Here is a 16210-nt window from a genome sequence, read left to right on the forward strand (position 1 = left end):
ACCGCCTTCTGCGCGATGACCGCCAATGAAGTGGCCTACCAGGGCAGGCTACTCAGACCGGGACGGCCTCACCAAGATCGCTTCTCACACGTCGCACGGCACTCTGCCATCCGTCATACAGCGAATCCCGCTCGGCAGAGGCCATGCTCGGGATAAACGTACGCTCGCATTGCCAGAGGGCAGCCAGTTCATCCAATGAGCGATACCACCCGACCCCCAGCGCGGCCAGATACGCTGCACCCAAGGCCGTCGTTTCGAGGACCACCGGCCTGTCAACGTCCTGTCCGAGCATGTCGGCCAGGAACTGCATCAGCCAGCTGTTGCAGACCATGCCGCCATCGACCCTCAGCCGCCCTTGTCCCAGCGCCATGTCCTGCCCCATGCAGACATGCAGGTCACGGGACTGGAAACAGACAGACTGCAGGCCAGCCGCGACGATCTCGGCAATACCGGTATCCCGTGTCAGACCAAAAATGGCGCCTCGTGCCCGCGGGTCCCAGTGCGGCGCACCCAGGCCGGTAAAGGCTGGAACCAGATAGACGCTGTGACCCGCGCGAGTCTGGTGAGCAAGACGCTCTGTTTCGGCGACATCCTTGAAAAGCTGCAAGCCATCCCTGAGCCACTGCACCGTCGCACCCGCCACGAAGATACTGCCCTCTATGGCATAGGTAGGACGACCATTGAGTCGATACGCAAGTGTGGTCAATAAACGGTTATTTGAAACGACCGCTTCCTGACCGGTATTGAGCATCATGAAACAGCCGGTGCCATAGGTACTCTTGGCCATTCCCGGCTCAAAGCAGGCCTGTCCGACCAGGGCGGCATGTTGATCGCCTGCCACGCCGGCAATCGGCACTTCATGGCCGAGAAGCGATGGGTCCACCAGTCCGAAGTCATCACTGCAGTCCTTGACTTCAGGCATTAGTGCAGCGGGAATGTCGAACAGCCTCAGCAGCCATTCGTCCCATTGCTGGGTATGGATATTGAAAAGCAGAGTTCGCGAGGCGTTGGTCGCATCGGTGAGATGCTGCCTGCCGCCAGTCAGTCGCCAGATCAGGAAAGTGTCAATAGTGCCGAATGCCAGCTCACCGCGCTCGGCTCGCTCGCGGGCACCGGGGATTGCATCGAGTATCCAGACCAGCTTGGTAGCAGAAAAATAGGGGTCGACAAGTAGTCCGGTACGCGCCTGAACTTCCTCGGCGTAGCCGGCATCGTTCAGGCTTTCGCACTGCTGGACAGTTCGCCGGTCCTGCCAGACGATGACCGGATGTATCGGCACGCCGGTAGCACGATCCCAGACCAGCGTGGATTCACGCTGATTGGTGATTCCGATACCGTCCAGGTCGGCGGCCCGAATATTTCCTTTCCTCAGCACGTCACGACAAATGAAAAGCACCGACTCCCAAATTGACTCCGGATCGTGCTCGACCCAGCCGTCCGCAGGAAAGGATTGGGCAAGTTCTCGCTGAGAAGTGGCGACAGGGCGGAGCTCACGATCGAAGAGGATCGCCCTCGAGCTGGTGGTGCCCTGATCGATGGAGAGAAGATAGGAAAACATACACTTCGCCCTGGTTGTTTTTTTCTGGGTCGATCTGGTGTAAGAGACTGCATTCGACGAACTCAAAATGTTCGCTTTCAATCATTCTTGACCGAAAATGTTCGATTTCGATAACGAGACTAGCGCAGGACCCACTCTCGGGCAATGATCACGGCGGTTTTGTGCCTTATACCTTCGTCTATAAACGATAATGAGCAAGCTGCATGTTGTTGCAACTTATTGTTTACAGGAAAGAAAACCAAAAAAGGGAGAAGTTCGTTTCAGACAAAACCTTTCGCTTACGAACATTCGTGCTCGAAGGAGCGCACACTGCGTGTTGGATAAGCAAACGACAAGCGGAGAAATTGTGCAACGCCAAGGCTCAACCGAGGGCGCGACTGAGCCATCTATAGGCATGGATGACACCGGGTACCCAGCCAAGCGAAGTCAGCAGCAAGCTCACCGCCACACGCCGCCGGCCACCATGAGATAGCCCCACCGCCAACGGCGGCATCAATACCGCCAAGACCTTCAAGGCGAAACGAAGAGCCGGGGAGGAGCCCCAGCGTGAACCCGGATGTTGAAACGTTTTTTCGGTGTGCCGGTGAGCGATATCAGATGGGGTTACATGCTGGACCGCATCACGCGATGCCAGCTCCGATGATTGGCGGTGGGATTCATGGTCGATCTTCTGCTCTAGGCTCTCGGCACCCGCGGCCAAATCATCATGATAGCGCTCCCAATCCTCCCAATCATGAGGGGTGCCCGCATGCGGTTGATGTTCACCGGCACCACGAGCTCGCTCCCAGGCTTTTTCTTCCAGCGTATTGGGCCGCTCTTCCTCTCGACCCTGGCCAATGCCTTTCCTGGTCAGATATTCCCGGGCATCCATCGCAATTTCCTCTATTTACCCATCCGACAGCAAGACTACCTGCCTTGAACTGCCTTGAAGGCGACGTAGCAACTTGGAGTCATGGCCAAGCGCTATGTTCCGGAACAGGCGCCCAACACCGTTGGAAAAAGTGTTAACTCGTGATAGCCAGAATCGGGCGCTACTCGACTATGATGTATCTATGATCTGCCAAGTGCCATCGGAAGGAGATGCAAAATGCCCAACAAGGCCCCTACCATCGTCCGCGATATCATGTCCCGCGACTGCTATCGGGTCACCGCCAACACCTCCGTGACAACCCTAGCCGAAGGCTTGGCATTGCATCGGCTGCCTGGCGTCCCCGTAGTCGACAAGAGTGACCACCTGATCGGCTTCATATCCGAGCAAGATGTCATGGGAAAGGTTCTCGAGAGCGCCTACCTTAACGATGAACCGCCGCTGGTAAAGGACCTGATGCGCAACGAGGTCCTGTCGGTTTCACCCAACAAGAGCATCACCGATCTTGCCCAGGAAATGTTGGGTAACAAGCCCAAGGTCTACCCGGTAGTCGAGCAGGAGCGACTGGTGGGCATCGTCACTCGCCGCGACGTCCTCACGGCCATCGTGCGTATGCGACACAAGTAGTTCGGCGCAGCCTCCTATCCAATCCCCCACTCATCCTGACAAGGCGGCCGGCGACCACCAGCCGCCTTGTCGCTGACAGCCCCTCCCCTTGACCAGGGGCCGCCAAGCATGGGGGAATGGAGCGAAGGCAGGGTGCAAAAGAAAGCCGCCACATGCAAACATGGGCGGCAAGATCGAAACTGCAAGCCAGAGCAACAGTGTCAGCGACTGCCATCGCGCTGCTGTCTGTACTAGATCAGACAGCGTAATCGACAAAAGTTCTCGCTCGGCGAAAGATTTTCTTGCCAGCCGCCTTGACCATCCTCTACACCGCATACAGTCGGAAAGCTGCCAATCCTCAACGCAACGTTCCTGAGCGGAAAAACAAGCAGTTAGCGAAGCTGTACGGGTAAAAGCGCGTGACGGCTTGCGCCGCATAAGGCATTGAGATTACTATCGAAAAACGGTCGCGGGTGTAGCTCAATGGTAGAGCAGAAGCTTCCCAAGCTTAAGACGAGGGTTCGATTCCCTTCACCCGCTCCAGTAGCCACAAGCCACCTGCCAATCGCCGCCAGGCGGCACTTGGTCCTACGGGTCGGCCCCTGCTCCGACCCTGACGTCTCTCGGCGCGAGCACCTGCATGGCACTTTTCCTTCTCATCTTCGCCGTTTGCACCCTGATCATCGGCGGCATGCTGGTGATCCTGCTATTCTCGCGCACCCCACGCTATCGCACCGAGCCCGAGCACCTGCTAGATCTCTTCGACAAGGCGCTGGAAAACCGCCTCAGCAAGCACGAGTGGGATACGATCATCAACTATCCGATACGCCATGATGACTACTTGGACGGGGTGAGGCGTCGAGCTTACAACCTGATGGAAGCGCATGGGCGAGCCTGGCGCGTCCCCCAAGGCAAGCCCCTACTCGACAGCACCGGCCAGGAGGAGCTGGCTGCATTGCGCGACCACCTGGCTGCCCATACCAGGCTCAGAGATCGCCAGCGGGACAAGGACTGAAGCGGGTGCTTTCTCGAGTATGATATGCTTTGAATCTGCCAGTCAGGCCGGGAGGTTCCCATGCCCAGCGCCATTCGCCAGATTCCGCTCGATACTGCCACTAAGCACCATGCTCACGATTTCCACCAGATCGTGATTGGTCTGCAGGGTAAGGCCGAGTTCGAGATCGAAGGTCTCGGCGGCGCCATCTCCGCCCTGTCCGGCTGTATCGTTCCAGCTAACCACGTGCACTACTATGTCGGTCAGGGTGAGAACCGCCAGTTGATCCTCGATCTACCGTCCAATGCACCGTCGTTGACCGGCTATCACCATGAGCTTTCGCGCCTGTTCGATGCCCCACGCTTCTTTGCCCTCGACGACCCGCTGAAGCGCTACCTCGACTTTCTCCTCCACGAGTTGGCGAGCACCCAGGCAAGCATCAGCGCGCCTGCCCAGAGTGATCGCCTGGCGGCCACCCTGCTCGGCTGCCTGCACGCCCGCCTGGGAGGCGATACGATGCCACCATCTGCCGGACGCCGGCTTGACCTTCAGAAATTGGAACTCTATATCGACCAGAATCTGGCCCACCCCCTGACCGTCGGCGCCCTGGCCAAGCTAGCCTGCCTGAGCGAAGCGCATTTTCGCAGCTGCTTTCGTGACCAGACCGGCCTGTCGCCCTGGCAGTACGTCCGACGTCGCCGCCTCGAAGCGGCACGGCGACTGCTGGAAGAGAGCCGCCTGCCACTGTCGGAGATCGCTGCCAATACCGGCTTTGCGCATCAGAGTGCACTCTCCCATGCCTTTCGCAGCACCTTTGGCTGCCCCCCCAGCCAGCTACGGCGGGCAAGCAGCGAGCGCGGCGATGCCGCCTTCATCACCCGACTACCGCCTACGACTTAAGTCGAAAAAACGCTTCCCGAACGACGATTAGCCACAAAATCGACAAACAAAACCGGGAAATTGACAAGCGCCTCCCCATCGCTCCCCCTACAGTCAATGCTATCCAACGGCACCAGGCATGCTTGCCTTGTGGGGCCGAGATTTGCCGTTTCAAGACGGATGACACCCCGGGGGACCTCTCATGCTCAATGCCAATAACATGCTGGATACTGCCACCTGGCAGCAGGAACTCGATACCCTGTTCGCACGGATCAGTGAACACTACGCCATCGATGAAGACGCCTTCGTCAGCGAGCTCGTCCACGTGCTGAGTGCCGATACCAATGACTTCCGGCGTATTGCTGGCAAGACGGCAGAACTCGTGCGCGAGGTGCGCGAGATGGACACCGCGGTGGATACTATCGACGAGCTGTTACAGCAGTACAGCCTCGATACCCATGAAGGCTTGATGCTGATGTGCCTTGCGGAGGCCATGCTGCGCATTCCCGACAAGGCCACTGCCGATGCCTTGATCGAGGACAAGCTGGGCCCAGCCGACTGGCAGGCCCATATGGGACAGAGCGAGTCCTGGCTGGTCAACGCCTCCACCTGGGGGCTGTTGATGACCGGCCATGTTGTCTCCCTCGACAAGCCGCGGGAAGGCAAGCCATCGGGCTTCATCAACAAGCTCGTCAACCGCATGGGCGAGCCGGTCATCCGCCGCGCCATGGTTGAGGCCATGAAGATCATGGGCAAGCAGTTCGTGCTCGGCCGTGATATCGATGAGGCACTGAAGCGCTCCAAGCTCTTGTTCAACAAGGGATACACCTATTCCTACGACATGCTTGGCGAAGCGGCGCGTACCCGGGCCGACGCCAAGCGCTACTTCGACGACTATGCCCGTGCCATCGAGCGCGTCGGCAAGACCAGCCAGGCGCTGCCAGCCACCACTCCCGCTCCCTCGGTCTCCATCAAGCTGTCGGCCCTGCATCCACGCTATGAATTCGGCCGTCGCGACCAGATCCTGATCGAACTCGTGGGCACCGTGCGCGAACTTGCCGCCATGGCCCGGGAGCGGGACGTGGCCCTGACCATCGACGCCGAAGAAGTAGACCGCCTGGAGATCTCACTGGAGGTCTTCCGCGCCATCTATGAAAGCGATACCTGCAAGGGCTGGGGGCATTTCGGTCTGGTGGTACAGGCCTACTCCAAGCGCGCCCTGCCGGTATTGCATTACCTGAACCGCCTGGCCGAGCGTCAGGGCGACGAAATCCCGCTGCGCCTGGTCAAGGGCGCCTACTGGGACAGCGAGATCAAAGAGTCGCAGCAACTGGGGGTGGAGGGCTATCCGGTCTTCACACGCAAGGCGAGCACCGACGTAGCCTATCTGGTCTGTGCCCGCTTCCTGCTCTCGGATCAGACCCGCGGTCGCATCTTCCCGCAGTTTGCGACCCACAACGCCCACACCATCAGCACTATCCTCGAGCTGTCGAACGAGGCCAAGCGCTCCTTCGAGTTCCAACGCCTGCATGGCATGGGAGAGGCGCTATACGATGCCGCCCTCAAGCGCGCTCCCAAAGGCACCTACTGCCGCATTTATGCGCCGGTGGGCGCCCACAAGGACCTGCTCCCCTACTTGGTGCGACGCCTGCTCGAGAACGGGGCCAACTCTTCGTTTGTGCACCAGTTGGTCGACCCCAAGGTACCCGTGGAGTCGCTGTGCGTTCACCCGGTCGAGAGCCTGCGCCAGTACGGCAACTATGCCAATCCTCGCATTCCACTTCCCAAGGATATCTACGGCGAGAAACGCCGCAACTCGAAAGGAGTGAACCTCAACGTGCGCAGTCACTACCAGCCGCTGATGGACGCCATGGCCGGCTTCATGGACAAGAGCTACGATGTGGCCCCGCTGCTTGCCTTCGAGGTGCCGAAGGATCCCGCCAACACCCATAAGGTCAACAGCCCCTATGACCGCAACCGTCGGGTCGGGAGCGTGCAGTGGACCAACCGGGAGCAGGCGTCACGGGCGGTGGACGCCGCCTGGGTCGCCTTTCCGCGCTGGGACGCCACGCCCGTGGCCAAGCGGGCCGCAATCATCCGTCGCCTGGGCGATCTGATGGAAGAGAACCTGGCAGAGCTGATGACGCTCTGCTCCCGTGAAGGCGGCAAGCTGCTCACTGACGGTGTCGACGAGATCCGCGAAGCCGTGGACTTCTGCCACTACTATGCCATGCGGGCGGAAGAGCTGTTCGACGCACCGACTGTGCTGCCAGGTCCCACCGGCGAATCCAACGAGCTGATGCTCAGCGGCAAGGGTGTTTTCGCCGCGATAAGCCCCTGGAACTTCCCGGTCGCGATCTTCTGCGGCCAGGTCGTTGCAGCGGCAGTCGCGGGCAACACCGTACTCGCCAAGCCCGCCGAGCAGACTTCCATCGTCGCTCATCGGGTGATCGAGTTGCTCTACGAAGCCGGCATGCCCCGGGACGTGGTGCAACTGCTGCCAGGTGACGGCCCCACTGTGGGCAGCGTCCTGAGTGCCGACACCCGGATCACCGGCGTGGTCTTCACCGGCGGCACCGATACCGCCCAGATCATCAATCGTGCCCTGGCGGCCCGGGAAAACGCCCCCCTGCCGACCCTGATCGCCGAGACCGGCGGCATGAATGCGCTCATCGTCGACTCCACCGCCCTGCCCGAGCAGGTCGTGGCCGATGTGATCCAGTCGGCATTCCAGAGCGCCGGCCAACGCTGCTCCGCGCTACGGGTGCTTTATCTGCAGGACGATGTGGCCGACCGAGTGATCGAGATACTCAAGGGCGCCATGGACGAACTGCATGTCGGCGACCCCCGGGACCTGGGTACCGACGTGGGCCCGGTTATCGACGAGGATGCCCGCAAGGGGCTCATGGCCCATATCGACAGACTCAGGGAAGAGGGCCGGTTGCTGGCAGAGACCCGGCTGGACCCGGCCTTTACCGCACACGGCACCTTCGTGCCGCCAGTGGCCTTCCGCATCGACGGTATCGACGCCCTGAAACGGGAGCAGTTCGGCCCGGTACTGCATATCGTGCGCTACAAGGCTAACGAGATCGACAAGGTCGTCGAGTCCATCAACAGCCGAGGCTATGGGCTGACATTTGGCGTACACAGCCGCAATGAATCTTTTGCTGCTGCCATTGCGGAGAAGATTCGTGTTGGAAACGTGTATGTAAACAGGAATATCATCGGCGCCGTCGTAGGAGTCCAACCCTTCGGTGGCCAGGGGCTCTCCGGCACCGGACCCAAGGCGGGCGGGCCGCACTACCTGCTGCGTTTCGCCACGGAAAAGACCGTGACCGTCAACACCGCCGCCCTGGGCGGTAACGCGTCACTGCTCGCGCTGGGAGACGAGTGACTCACCCTCTCGTCGCAACGACAACAACATTGAAGGAACCTTCTTATGGTTGACAACAACATGGCCATCGGCTTCACCTTCCTGGCCTACCTGCTACTGATGCTCGGCATCGGTATCGTCGCCTACAAGCGCACCACGAACCTATCCGACTACATCCTTGGCGGGCGCTCTCTCGGCCCATGGACCTCGGCGATCTCGGCCGGCGCTTCGGACATGTCCGGCTGGCTGCTGCTCGGCCTGCCGGGGGCGGCCTACGTCAGCGGTATCTCGGCGAGCTGGATCGCCGTGGGCCTGCTGATCGGCACCTGGCTCAACTGGCTGGTCGTGGCGCGCCGCCTGCGCCTCTACAGCTTCAAGGTCAGCGACGCCTTGACCCTGCCGGAGTACTTCGCCAACCGCTTCCAGGACAAGACGCAGCTGCTGAGGGTGATCTCGGCCATCTTCATCCTGATGTTTTTCCTGTTCTATACCAGCTCCGGGCTGGTGGCCGGTGGCCGACTGTTCGAGACTGTCTTCGGCTATGATTACACTCTAGCGGTCACCATCGGCACCATTGCGGTCATCTCCTATACCTTCTTCGGCGGCTTCCTGGCAGTTTCCTGGACCGACCTGATTCAGGGCCTGATGATGGCAGCGGCGCTGGCCATCGTGCCGATCATCGCCTTCAGCGACCTGGGCGGCGCCAGCGGCGCAGGCGCCGCACTGGCGGCCGAGAGCGAATACATGCTCGCCTGGTTCCGCGATGCCTCCACCGGCGAGGCCCTGACCACCATCGGCATCATCAGCTCGCTGGCCTGGGGCCTGGGCTATTTCGGCCAGCCACATATCCTGGCTCGCTTTGCCGCAATTCGCAGCGACCGCGACATCCCCGCCGCCCGCCGTATCGCCGTTACCTGGACCGCCATCGCGTTGGTCAGCTCCATTGCTGTAGGGCTTCTCGGGGTAGGTTTCGTGCAGCGCGACCTGGCAGATGGTGAGACTGTCTTCATGGTAATGGTCAACATCATCTTCCATCCGGTGATCGCCGGTATCCTGTTGGCTGCCATCCTGGCTGCCATCATGTCCACCGCCGACTCACAGCTGCTGGTCTCCTCCTCGGCACTGACCGACGATTTCTACAAGGCGATCTTCCGCAAGGATGCCAGCCAGACTGAACTGGTCTGGGTCGGTCGCTTTGCCGTCATCGGCATCGCCGTGCTTGCGTACCTGCTGGCACTCAATCCCGATGCCACGGTGCTTGATCTGGTTGCCTACGCATGGGCCGGTTTCGGTGCCGCCTTCGGCCCAGCGCTGATCATGTCGCTCTACTGGCGGCGCATGAACAAGTGGGGCGCGCTCGCTGGTATCGTGGTTGGCGGTATGACCGTGGTGGTGTGGGCGGAGATCTCCGGCGGCATCTTCGATGTGTATGAGATCGTGCCGGGCGTGATCCTGGCGTATATCGCCATCGTGGTGACAAGCCTTGCCACCGAAGAGCCCAATCTGCGGGTCACGGCCGACTTCGATACCTTTGAGGAAGCCTGACAGTCCACGCCGGTAGCTCTCTATCAGCCATGACCGCAACAAGCCGCCCACAGGCGGCTTGTTGCCTTATCAGGCCAGCCATTTCACGCCAACCAAATCACGCCAACCACAGTGCACGCACCACCACGATCAGCGTGAACGCCCCCAGTGCCAGCAGGCTCCAGGGCGGCGTGGTGGCACGCCTCTGCCAGTGACGACGCAGCGCCAGCCCCATCGGCTGCATGAAGGCGGCCCCCAGTGCCCAGAAGCCCAGGCCGATCACCGGGAGGCGCAATGGCATGGGCAGGCCGCTGATCAGCTCGGGATGCAACAACAGCCAGAGGGCCAGGCCTGCCGCCAACAGCATTGAGCCCATCGCCAACCAGACCGGCAGCTCGTTTGTCACACTCTTCATTACCCTCTCCTTCCGATCGACTATAGACAAGACTTAGTCCCTCAGGTCCTGCCGCGCCAGTGCTGTGGCGCAGCAATAGTTATACATACTGGCACCTTGATCACTCCCACACATAAGCAAAAGAATCGCATAATTTAGGAAAACATCGCCATATGGCAAGGCCTATGGCGTTCATAACAAATTTAAACAAGACTTTTAGAAACAGTGTTTCTATACTATCAACTGTTCTATGCGGCCGGACGCCTCCGGCCTGAGTCGACACCAGGAGAACGCACTGATGAAAACGTTTCGCTTGATTCCCGTGGCTGTCATCGCCGCCAGTTGCGCATTCGTTAGCCAGGCGGCCCTGGCCTATAGTGCCGGCGACACCTTCGTTCGCGGTGGCTTCGCCAAGTCCGATACTCGCTCAGACAATGGCGTGCTCGACGGCGTCAGTAGCGGTGAGACCGGCTTCACCTATGGCGCGGGCTACCTGTTCCACGACCAGATCGGTATCGAGCTCAACAGCTCAGAGAAGATCGAGCACGACTTTTCGGCTGGCGAACTGTCCGGCAGCCTCAATCGTATGCCGGTCAATCTGCTGGTGAACTACTACCCACTGGGTGGACTTGATTCACGCGTGCAGCCCTATTTCGGCGCCGGCCTCAACTACACCCGTTTCTCTGGCGAACCGGAAGGAGTCGACGCGCGTCGCTCCTACGGAGCCGTGGGCCAGGTGGGCGTAGACCTGGCGGTCACCGACAACTTCATGCTCAACGGCTTCGCTAACTACGCCGACGTCGATTCTCGGCTGTCACAAGATGGTGATCGGCTGGGTACCGCCAAGATCGACCCCATGACCATTGGTGGCGGCGTCACCCTCCGCTTCTAAGCCGAGCCGAGCTGACAGCGAGCCAATACGCAAACGCCGGGCCTTGTGCCCGGCGTTCTTTCGTTGGACTGCTCAAAGGGATGGCAAGACAGCCAATTAACGCGGGGTATGGCGCGACAAACCCAGCAGCTTCAGCGCGGGTTCCCCCAGGCCGGCAACGGACTCCACACCGGCCAGCTGCCGATGGTATTCGGCGCTGAGGAAAGGCTCGCCAGCGAGCAGGTGCGCGAGATATTCACTGGCCGGCTTCAGGGCGTCGGCCGTGGTGCCGGGGGCGGCGATATACACCCACGCTTGGATGACGCCCTCCTCGGTGACGACTGGCAGCCGATGGCGCTGATACTCGTGTGGATGACCTTCGTAGGGATCCATCAGCTTGATCTGCCCGGGTTCGGCAAGCTCGAACAACGCCCCCTCGACCCGCTCATCGACCACCGGGACGACATTGGCATGGGCGATGCCGGCAACCCGCGATGCCTTGTCGAAGCGCAGTGCATGATCATGCAGCACAGCCGCCAGGGAACGCCGGGTAGCCCCGATACGTGCTTCGACCCGGGCCGAGTTCATGTTACTGCCATAGGCGAAATAGTAAGGCATTCTCGTCTCGCTATGCGGCGTCAGTTTTCTGTCACCAACCGGTCGATCTCTTCCACCGCCTTGCAGATCAGCAATCGGTCGGTGGTACGCGTTCCCTGTTGCGTCAGATAGGCCGCCATCGCCGGGGCCACATCGCACTTCTCCGGCATCGGCCCGCCCGCTTCGATCAGGGCATCCAGCCGGGCGATGAATACAAAGCGCAGCCACTGCGGCAGCGCCATGGTATCGATGCAGAACGGCTGCTGACTGGCGAAAGCGTCGGCATCGGGCCGCTCCACACGCCACAGATTGGTGGCCTTCATGGTGGCTTCCAGCCGGCGTAGCGCGACATCGAGCTCTTCGTGAACGGTCATTTCGGCACCTCTCTTGCATTGGGCTCCATTATCTCGCTCCAGTGCCGGCCTGGCCACCCCCGGCCCTGCCACGCTGTACACAGATATCCTGCAAGAGCCTGTGGATAAACTCTGGAAAGCTGCCCTCGCCCGCGATGGGCAGGGGGCTTGAAGCGATCGGTCAATTCTTGACCAGACTCTCCTGTGCCCGACCCACGGCAGTGGCTGACAAGCCCTCGGGGGCAAGGTAGAGTGCACGCTTCAGGAAGGGAGTCGACATGCAGCCGATCCATACGCTTCATGATTTTTTCGTGCGCACCGGTGCCGAGGTGCGTGCCTATCACCTTGGGCGCCGGGTCGAACCCTGCGCTCTGGAAACCCTGGCCGACTTCGAAGCCGGCCAGGTCCCCTGGCCATGCCCATGGCAGGGCCAGGCCAGGGTGGGCCTGGTGTTTCGCCTCGGCGACGTGAGCGATCCACTGATCTGGTTTCTCGCCCTGCCGCTGGATGAGCAGGGCCAGCTGGTGCCAGCTCCCCGCGACGCCTTTCTTCAGCGGCTCCTGGAGACTCTGGGTCGCAGCGTACAGCAGGCGGGGCGAAGTCAGCCGGACGATTCGATCGGCAACCTGATGAAGGACAATCCCCTGGCCTTCACGCCCTCGCTGCACTTCCAGGCGATGCTGCATGCACGGGCCAGCCATGACATGGGTAAGCCCGCCAGCCCCCACCTGGAGCCCGTGGAGGCGTATCTCAGCGGCCAACAGCCCCTTGACTGGCAGGCGCTGGGGCTACAGGGGCTGGCAGACTACGCGGCGCGACTGGACGTAGAGGCGAGCCGGGTGCTGGCCGGGCGGCTACCCGCTCTCCCCGGCGATGTACTGACATCGCTATGCTACTGTCTGGAGCATGTCGACGTGCCCGCCACTCTGGCATTGGCGATACGCCACCGGGGAGAACAGGCTGCTGCCCAGGGCGAGATCGAAAACTTATGCGCCTGCGTTCGCGCAGTCAGCGGGGCCGACCTGGCCGGCAAATGGTTTGATCTCCTGCTGGACGATCCGAACGCCTGTGGCCCGGACCTGCTGGCGGCTATGGCCGGCCGGGGCTGGCGACACCTGGAGCACGCCGAGCGTCTGCCACTTTTTCTGACTCGACTGGCGGAGACACCAGCGGCCGATTTTGCAGCCGTTGCCCGTGACCTCGCCTTGATACCGCGCCTGCGGCTGCCAGTGCTGATGGTGCTGCGTGAAGCCCCTCCGGGATCGGCCATCAGCCAGTGCCTCGCCGGGCTGGGCCATTGAGCATGGAAACCCAGGAAGTGAATCGATGAAGGAACTCCCCTACACTCCCAAGGCCGTGATAGGTCGGCGTGAAATGGTGACGCTGCCGGAAATGGGCGTGACGATCTGTGCCAAGGTCGACACCGGCGCACGCACATCGTCCCTGCACGCCGAGGATATCGAAATCTTTGAAGAAGAGGGTCACCTGTGGGTCAGCTTCACCACCCGCAGCGGGGGCCAGGAGACACCCCCCCACGTCTTTCGCACGCACCTGCATGATCGCCGCCACGTGACCAGCTCCAACGGTCACAAGGAGTGGCGCTATGTGATACGCACCGTCATGCAGCTCGGCAAGCTCGAGATGATGGTGGAACTGACACTGGCTGATCGCCGCAATATGCGCCACCCGATGCTGCTTGGCCGCCGCGCGCTGCGCCGCCTGCTGGTAGCACCCGGTGTCACTTTCCTGCACGGCGAGCCTTGACCCTACCCGCCCCTCGACTTCGGAGTCCTCGATGCATATCGCGATTTTATCCCGCAATCGTAATCTTTACTCCACACGTCGCCTGGTGGAAGCCGCCGAAAGTCGCGGCCACAGCATCCGGGTCGTCGATACCCTGCGCTGCTACATGAGCATCGCGGCACACCACCCCTCTATCCATCTCAAGGGTCAGGAGCTCGAACACTTTGATGCGGTGATTCCACGCATCGGGGCATCGGTGACTTTCTACGGCTGTGCCGTGCTACGCCAGTTCGAGATGATGGGGACCTATGTGGTCAACGACTCGGTTGGCATCACGCGCTCCCGGGACAAGCTGCGCTCGCTGCAGCTGCTTTCGCGCAAGGGCCTGGGGCTGCCGATCACCGGGTTCGCTCACTCTCCCGACGACATCCCTGACCTGATCACCATGGTCAAGGGGGCGCCGCTGGTCATCAAGCTGCTCGAAGGGACCCAGGGAATCGGCGTGGTACTTGCCGAGACCAACCAGGCCGCCGAGTCGGTCATTCAAGCCTTCATGGGCATGAAGGCGAATATCATGGTTCAGGAGTACATCAAGGAGGCCAAGGGCGCCGACATCCGCTGCTTCGTGATCGGCGACAAGGTGGTGGCATCCATGAAGCGTCAGGCCGCCGATGGGGAGTTCCGCTCCAACCTGCACCGCGGAGGGAGCGCCAGCGTCATCCGTATCACGCCAGAGGAGCGCTCCACGGCAATCCGGGCAGCCAAGGCAATGGGGCTAAGGGTCGCTGGCGTCGACCTGTTGCGTGCCAATCACGGCCCGGTGATCATGGAGGTCAACTCCTCTCCCGGGCTGCAGGGCATAGAAACCGCTACCGGCAAGGATATTGCAGGCCTGATCATCGAGCATCTGGAAAAACACGCCAGCACGCCCCGCAAGACGCCGGCCAAGCCAAAGGGTTGAACAGGCAAATAATTTACCGAGGGGGTGGCAAAAGGACGGCAAGCCCCCCACAATCTGCGTCACCGGAGGAGGTGACCGCTCATGTTTCTCGACAATCGCCAAGTGGCGATGGACGGCGTTCTGGAAGCGCTGGCCGACAGCATCGATTATTTTCAGGACAATCTGGAGCGCCTGCGCCCGTCGCTGCGTGAATCCCTCAAGCCCCACTATGAGGCCAGGGCCAAGGCGATGCGCCAACTCCAGGAGCTTGCTCGGCACCATCTCAAACTGCTTCCCCGGGATGCCGATGTCGAGCGCGACGACTACCTCTGGCTCTGGAGCCGCTTGAAGAGCTTCGTCGGCAACGAAAGTCAGGTCGTCATCGGCGAACTGCTTGAGCAGGAGCGCGTACTGATGCAGGCGTTATCCACCCTGTTCACGCATCCCCTGCCCGATCCCCTCGAGCCCATCGTCGAAGAGTGCTGGCAGCAGTGCCGCGCCCTGATACGAGAACTCTACAGGCTACAGAAGCAGCGTCAGCGTTAGCGTTAGAAACTGCGTCGGCGTAACAAGCAGTGCGTTGGCGCTACTCTCGCAACTCGTCAATGTCAGACCCGACCTCGTTGAGAGACCCGTTGATCATGACGGCATCCCATATCTGCGGAGCGATCTCCAGTGGCTCGACGGGGCCCAGGAAATAAGGCTCCCGGCCCCACAGAAAGAGATCCCCTACGGTCGACGCCCGTGCGACCCACTCCCTGACCTGCAGCCGCCATAGTCCCGCTACCGGGCGCTCCGGCGCGGCGCAGCCAACCGCCTCAACGCCCAGCGCATCGGCAATGAAAAGCGCCCGGGGAAGATGCCAGGACTGGGTGACCAGCAGGGCCTGTTCGACGCCAAACACATCCCGCGCCCGCGCCAGGGTATCGAAGGTGCTGAAGCCGGCATAGTCGAGCGTCATGTCCTCGTGACGCACGTGCTGACCGCGCAGGTCACGCCACATGGTCACGGGCTCGTTGTAATAGCGGGTCCGGTTGTCCCCGGAGAGCAGCAGGTGTTCGACCCTGCCCAGCCGGATCAAGCGGGAAGCGGCATTGATGCGCGCATCGAAGTGGGGGTTGCGTACCCCACTACGGGTCCAGTGCGAGGTGCCGAAGACGATGCCGACCCGCTCGGGCCCGCATAGTGGCAACGCATGCTGGATACGGCCCTGGGTCTGGCCCAGCACCCAGAAGTTGGCGCCCACGAACAGCAGCGACGCCAGGAGCAGTGCGGCTCCCAGCGCCATCAGCAGTACCTTGAAGACCTTCCACAACAGCGCAACCATCGATATCCCCGGGCCGAGAATGGGGAAGCAGAAGCGTCGATCCGCACTGAGTGCATGAACACCGCATCAATGAATCAGACTTGGGGCTAGGAGCCTGTCGGGCTTGACCGATCGTAGCGAGAGATTCGGATTTCGAGACAAGTTTATCGATCTGATGAGGCGAATAGCCCGCTATTTAACGAA

General features: G+C 61.0%; 16 protein-coding genes and 1 tRNA gene. 11 read left to right on the forward strand and 6 right to left on the reverse strand.

Annotation, left to right across the window (positions count from 1 at the left end; translation table 11 throughout):
• Positions 1-52: 52 nt before the first annotated feature.
• The gene (glpK, locus tag DU490_RS04805; protein WP_114573193.1) at positions 53-1558 is read right to left on the reverse strand and encodes a glycerol kinase GlpK; all 1506 of its coding nucleotides are present in this window, start codon (positions 1556-1558) and stop codon (positions 53-55) included.
• Between the two features lie 361 nt (positions 1559-1919).
• Complete coding sequence (locus DU490_RS04810) at positions 1920-2429, reverse strand: YqaE/Pmp3 family membrane protein (RefSeq protein WP_114573194.1); 510 nt, start codon at positions 2427-2429, stop codon at positions 1920-1922.
• A gap of 216 nt (positions 2430-2645) precedes the next feature.
• On the opposite strand from DU490_RS04810, the gene DU490_RS04815 reads away from it, so the two are divergent.
• From DU490_RS04815 to putP, 6 genes are all read left to right on the forward strand, one after another.
• Positions 2646-3053 carry a CBS domain-containing protein gene (locus DU490_RS04815; protein ID WP_114573195.1) on the forward strand — a complete coding sequence of 136 codons (408 nt, stop codon included), beginning with the start codon at positions 2646-2648 and terminating at the stop codon, positions 3051-3053.
• 448 nt (positions 3054-3501) lie between these two features.
• A tRNA-Gly gene (locus DU490_RS04820) sits at positions 3502-3575 on the forward strand.
• A gap of 97 nt (positions 3576-3672) precedes the next feature.
• The gene (locus tag DU490_RS04825; protein ID WP_114573196.1) at positions 3673-4047 is read left to right on the forward strand and encodes a hypothetical protein; all 375 of its coding nucleotides are present in this window, start codon (positions 3673-3675) and stop codon (positions 4045-4047) included.
• Between the two features lie 60 nt (positions 4048-4107).
• Positions 4108-4926 (forward strand): AraC family transcriptional regulator, encoded by an 819-nt coding sequence (locus DU490_RS04830; protein ID WP_114573197.1) that lies wholly within the window; start codon positions 4108-4110, stop codon positions 4924-4926.
• Between the two features lie 181 nt (positions 4927-5107).
• Entirely contained in the window at positions 5108-8299 is a 3192-nt protein-coding gene (gene putA / locus DU490_RS04835) for a bifunctional proline dehydrogenase/L-glutamate gamma-semialdehyde dehydrogenase PutA (RefSeq protein WP_114573198.1), read from the forward strand.
• 45 nt (positions 8300-8344) lie between these two features.
• A complete protein-coding gene (gene putP / locus DU490_RS04840; protein WP_114573199.1) occupies positions 8345-9823 on the forward strand; it encodes a sodium/proline symporter PutP in 1479 nt (492 codons plus the stop codon).
• A gap of 97 nt (positions 9824-9920) precedes the next feature.
• Here the strand turns inward: putP and DU490_RS04845 are convergent, their stop codons facing one another.
• Positions 9921-10217, reverse strand: a complete 297-nt coding sequence (locus DU490_RS04845) for a hypothetical protein (RefSeq protein WP_114573200.1) — start codon at positions 10215-10217, stop codon at positions 9921-9923.
• A 277-nt stretch (positions 10218-10494) separates the two neighbouring features.
• On the opposite strand from DU490_RS04845, the gene DU490_RS04850 reads away from it, so the two are divergent.
• Complete coding sequence (locus DU490_RS04850; RefSeq protein ID WP_114573201.1) at positions 10495-11088, forward strand: OmpW family protein; 594 nt, start codon at positions 10495-10497, stop codon at positions 11086-11088.
• A gap of 96 nt (positions 11089-11184) precedes the next feature.
• On the opposite strand, the gene DU490_RS04855 is transcribed toward DU490_RS04850, so the two are convergent.
• The gene (locus tag DU490_RS04855) at positions 11185-11685 is read right to left on the reverse strand and encodes a gamma-glutamylcyclotransferase family protein (RefSeq protein WP_114573202.1); all 501 of its coding nucleotides are present in this window, start codon (positions 11683-11685) and stop codon (positions 11185-11187) included.
• Positions 11686-11705: 20 nt separating this feature from the next.
• Positions 11706-12038 (reverse strand): YqcC family protein, encoded by a 333-nt coding sequence (locus tag DU490_RS04860; RefSeq protein ID WP_114573203.1) that lies wholly within the window; start codon positions 12036-12038, stop codon positions 11706-11708.
• Positions 12039-12295: 257 nt separating this feature from the next.
• On the opposite strand from DU490_RS04860, the gene DU490_RS04865 reads away from it, so the two are divergent.
• The 4 genes from DU490_RS04865 (at position 12296) to DU490_RS04880 (ending at position 15246) form a co-directional block, all read left to right on the forward strand.
• Positions 12296-13318 (forward strand): DUF3549 family protein, encoded by a 1023-nt coding sequence (locus DU490_RS04865; protein ID WP_114573204.1) that lies wholly within the window; start codon positions 12296-12298, stop codon positions 13316-13318.
• A 25-nt stretch (positions 13319-13343) separates the two neighbouring features.
• The gene (locus DU490_RS04870) at positions 13344-13781 is read left to right on the forward strand and encodes a RimK/LysX family protein (RefSeq protein WP_114573205.1); all 438 of its coding nucleotides are present in this window, start codon (positions 13344-13346) and stop codon (positions 13779-13781) included.
• A gap of 31 nt (positions 13782-13812) precedes the next feature.
• Complete coding sequence (rimK, locus tag DU490_RS04875) at positions 13813-14721, forward strand: 30S ribosomal protein S6--L-glutamate ligase (protein ID WP_114573206.1); 909 nt, start codon at positions 13813-13815, stop codon at positions 14719-14721.
• A gap of 81 nt (positions 14722-14802) precedes the next feature.
• The gene (locus DU490_RS04880; RefSeq protein WP_114573207.1) at positions 14803-15246 is read left to right on the forward strand and encodes a hypothetical protein; all 444 of its coding nucleotides are present in this window, start codon (positions 14803-14805) and stop codon (positions 15244-15246) included.
• A 40-nt stretch (positions 15247-15286) separates the two neighbouring features.
• Here the strand turns inward: DU490_RS04880 and DU490_RS04885 are convergent, their stop codons facing one another.
• Positions 15287-16027, reverse strand: a complete 741-nt coding sequence (locus DU490_RS04885; protein ID WP_114573208.1) for a vancomycin high temperature exclusion protein — start codon at positions 16025-16027, stop codon at positions 15287-15289.
• Between the last annotated feature and the right edge of the window lie 183 nt (positions 16028-16210).

Origin of the sequence: Halomonas sp. DQ26W, from assembly GCF_003339685.1 — a bacterium.
Taxonomy (GTDB): domain Bacteria; phylum Pseudomonadota; class Gammaproteobacteria; order Pseudomonadales; family Halomonadaceae; genus Halomonas.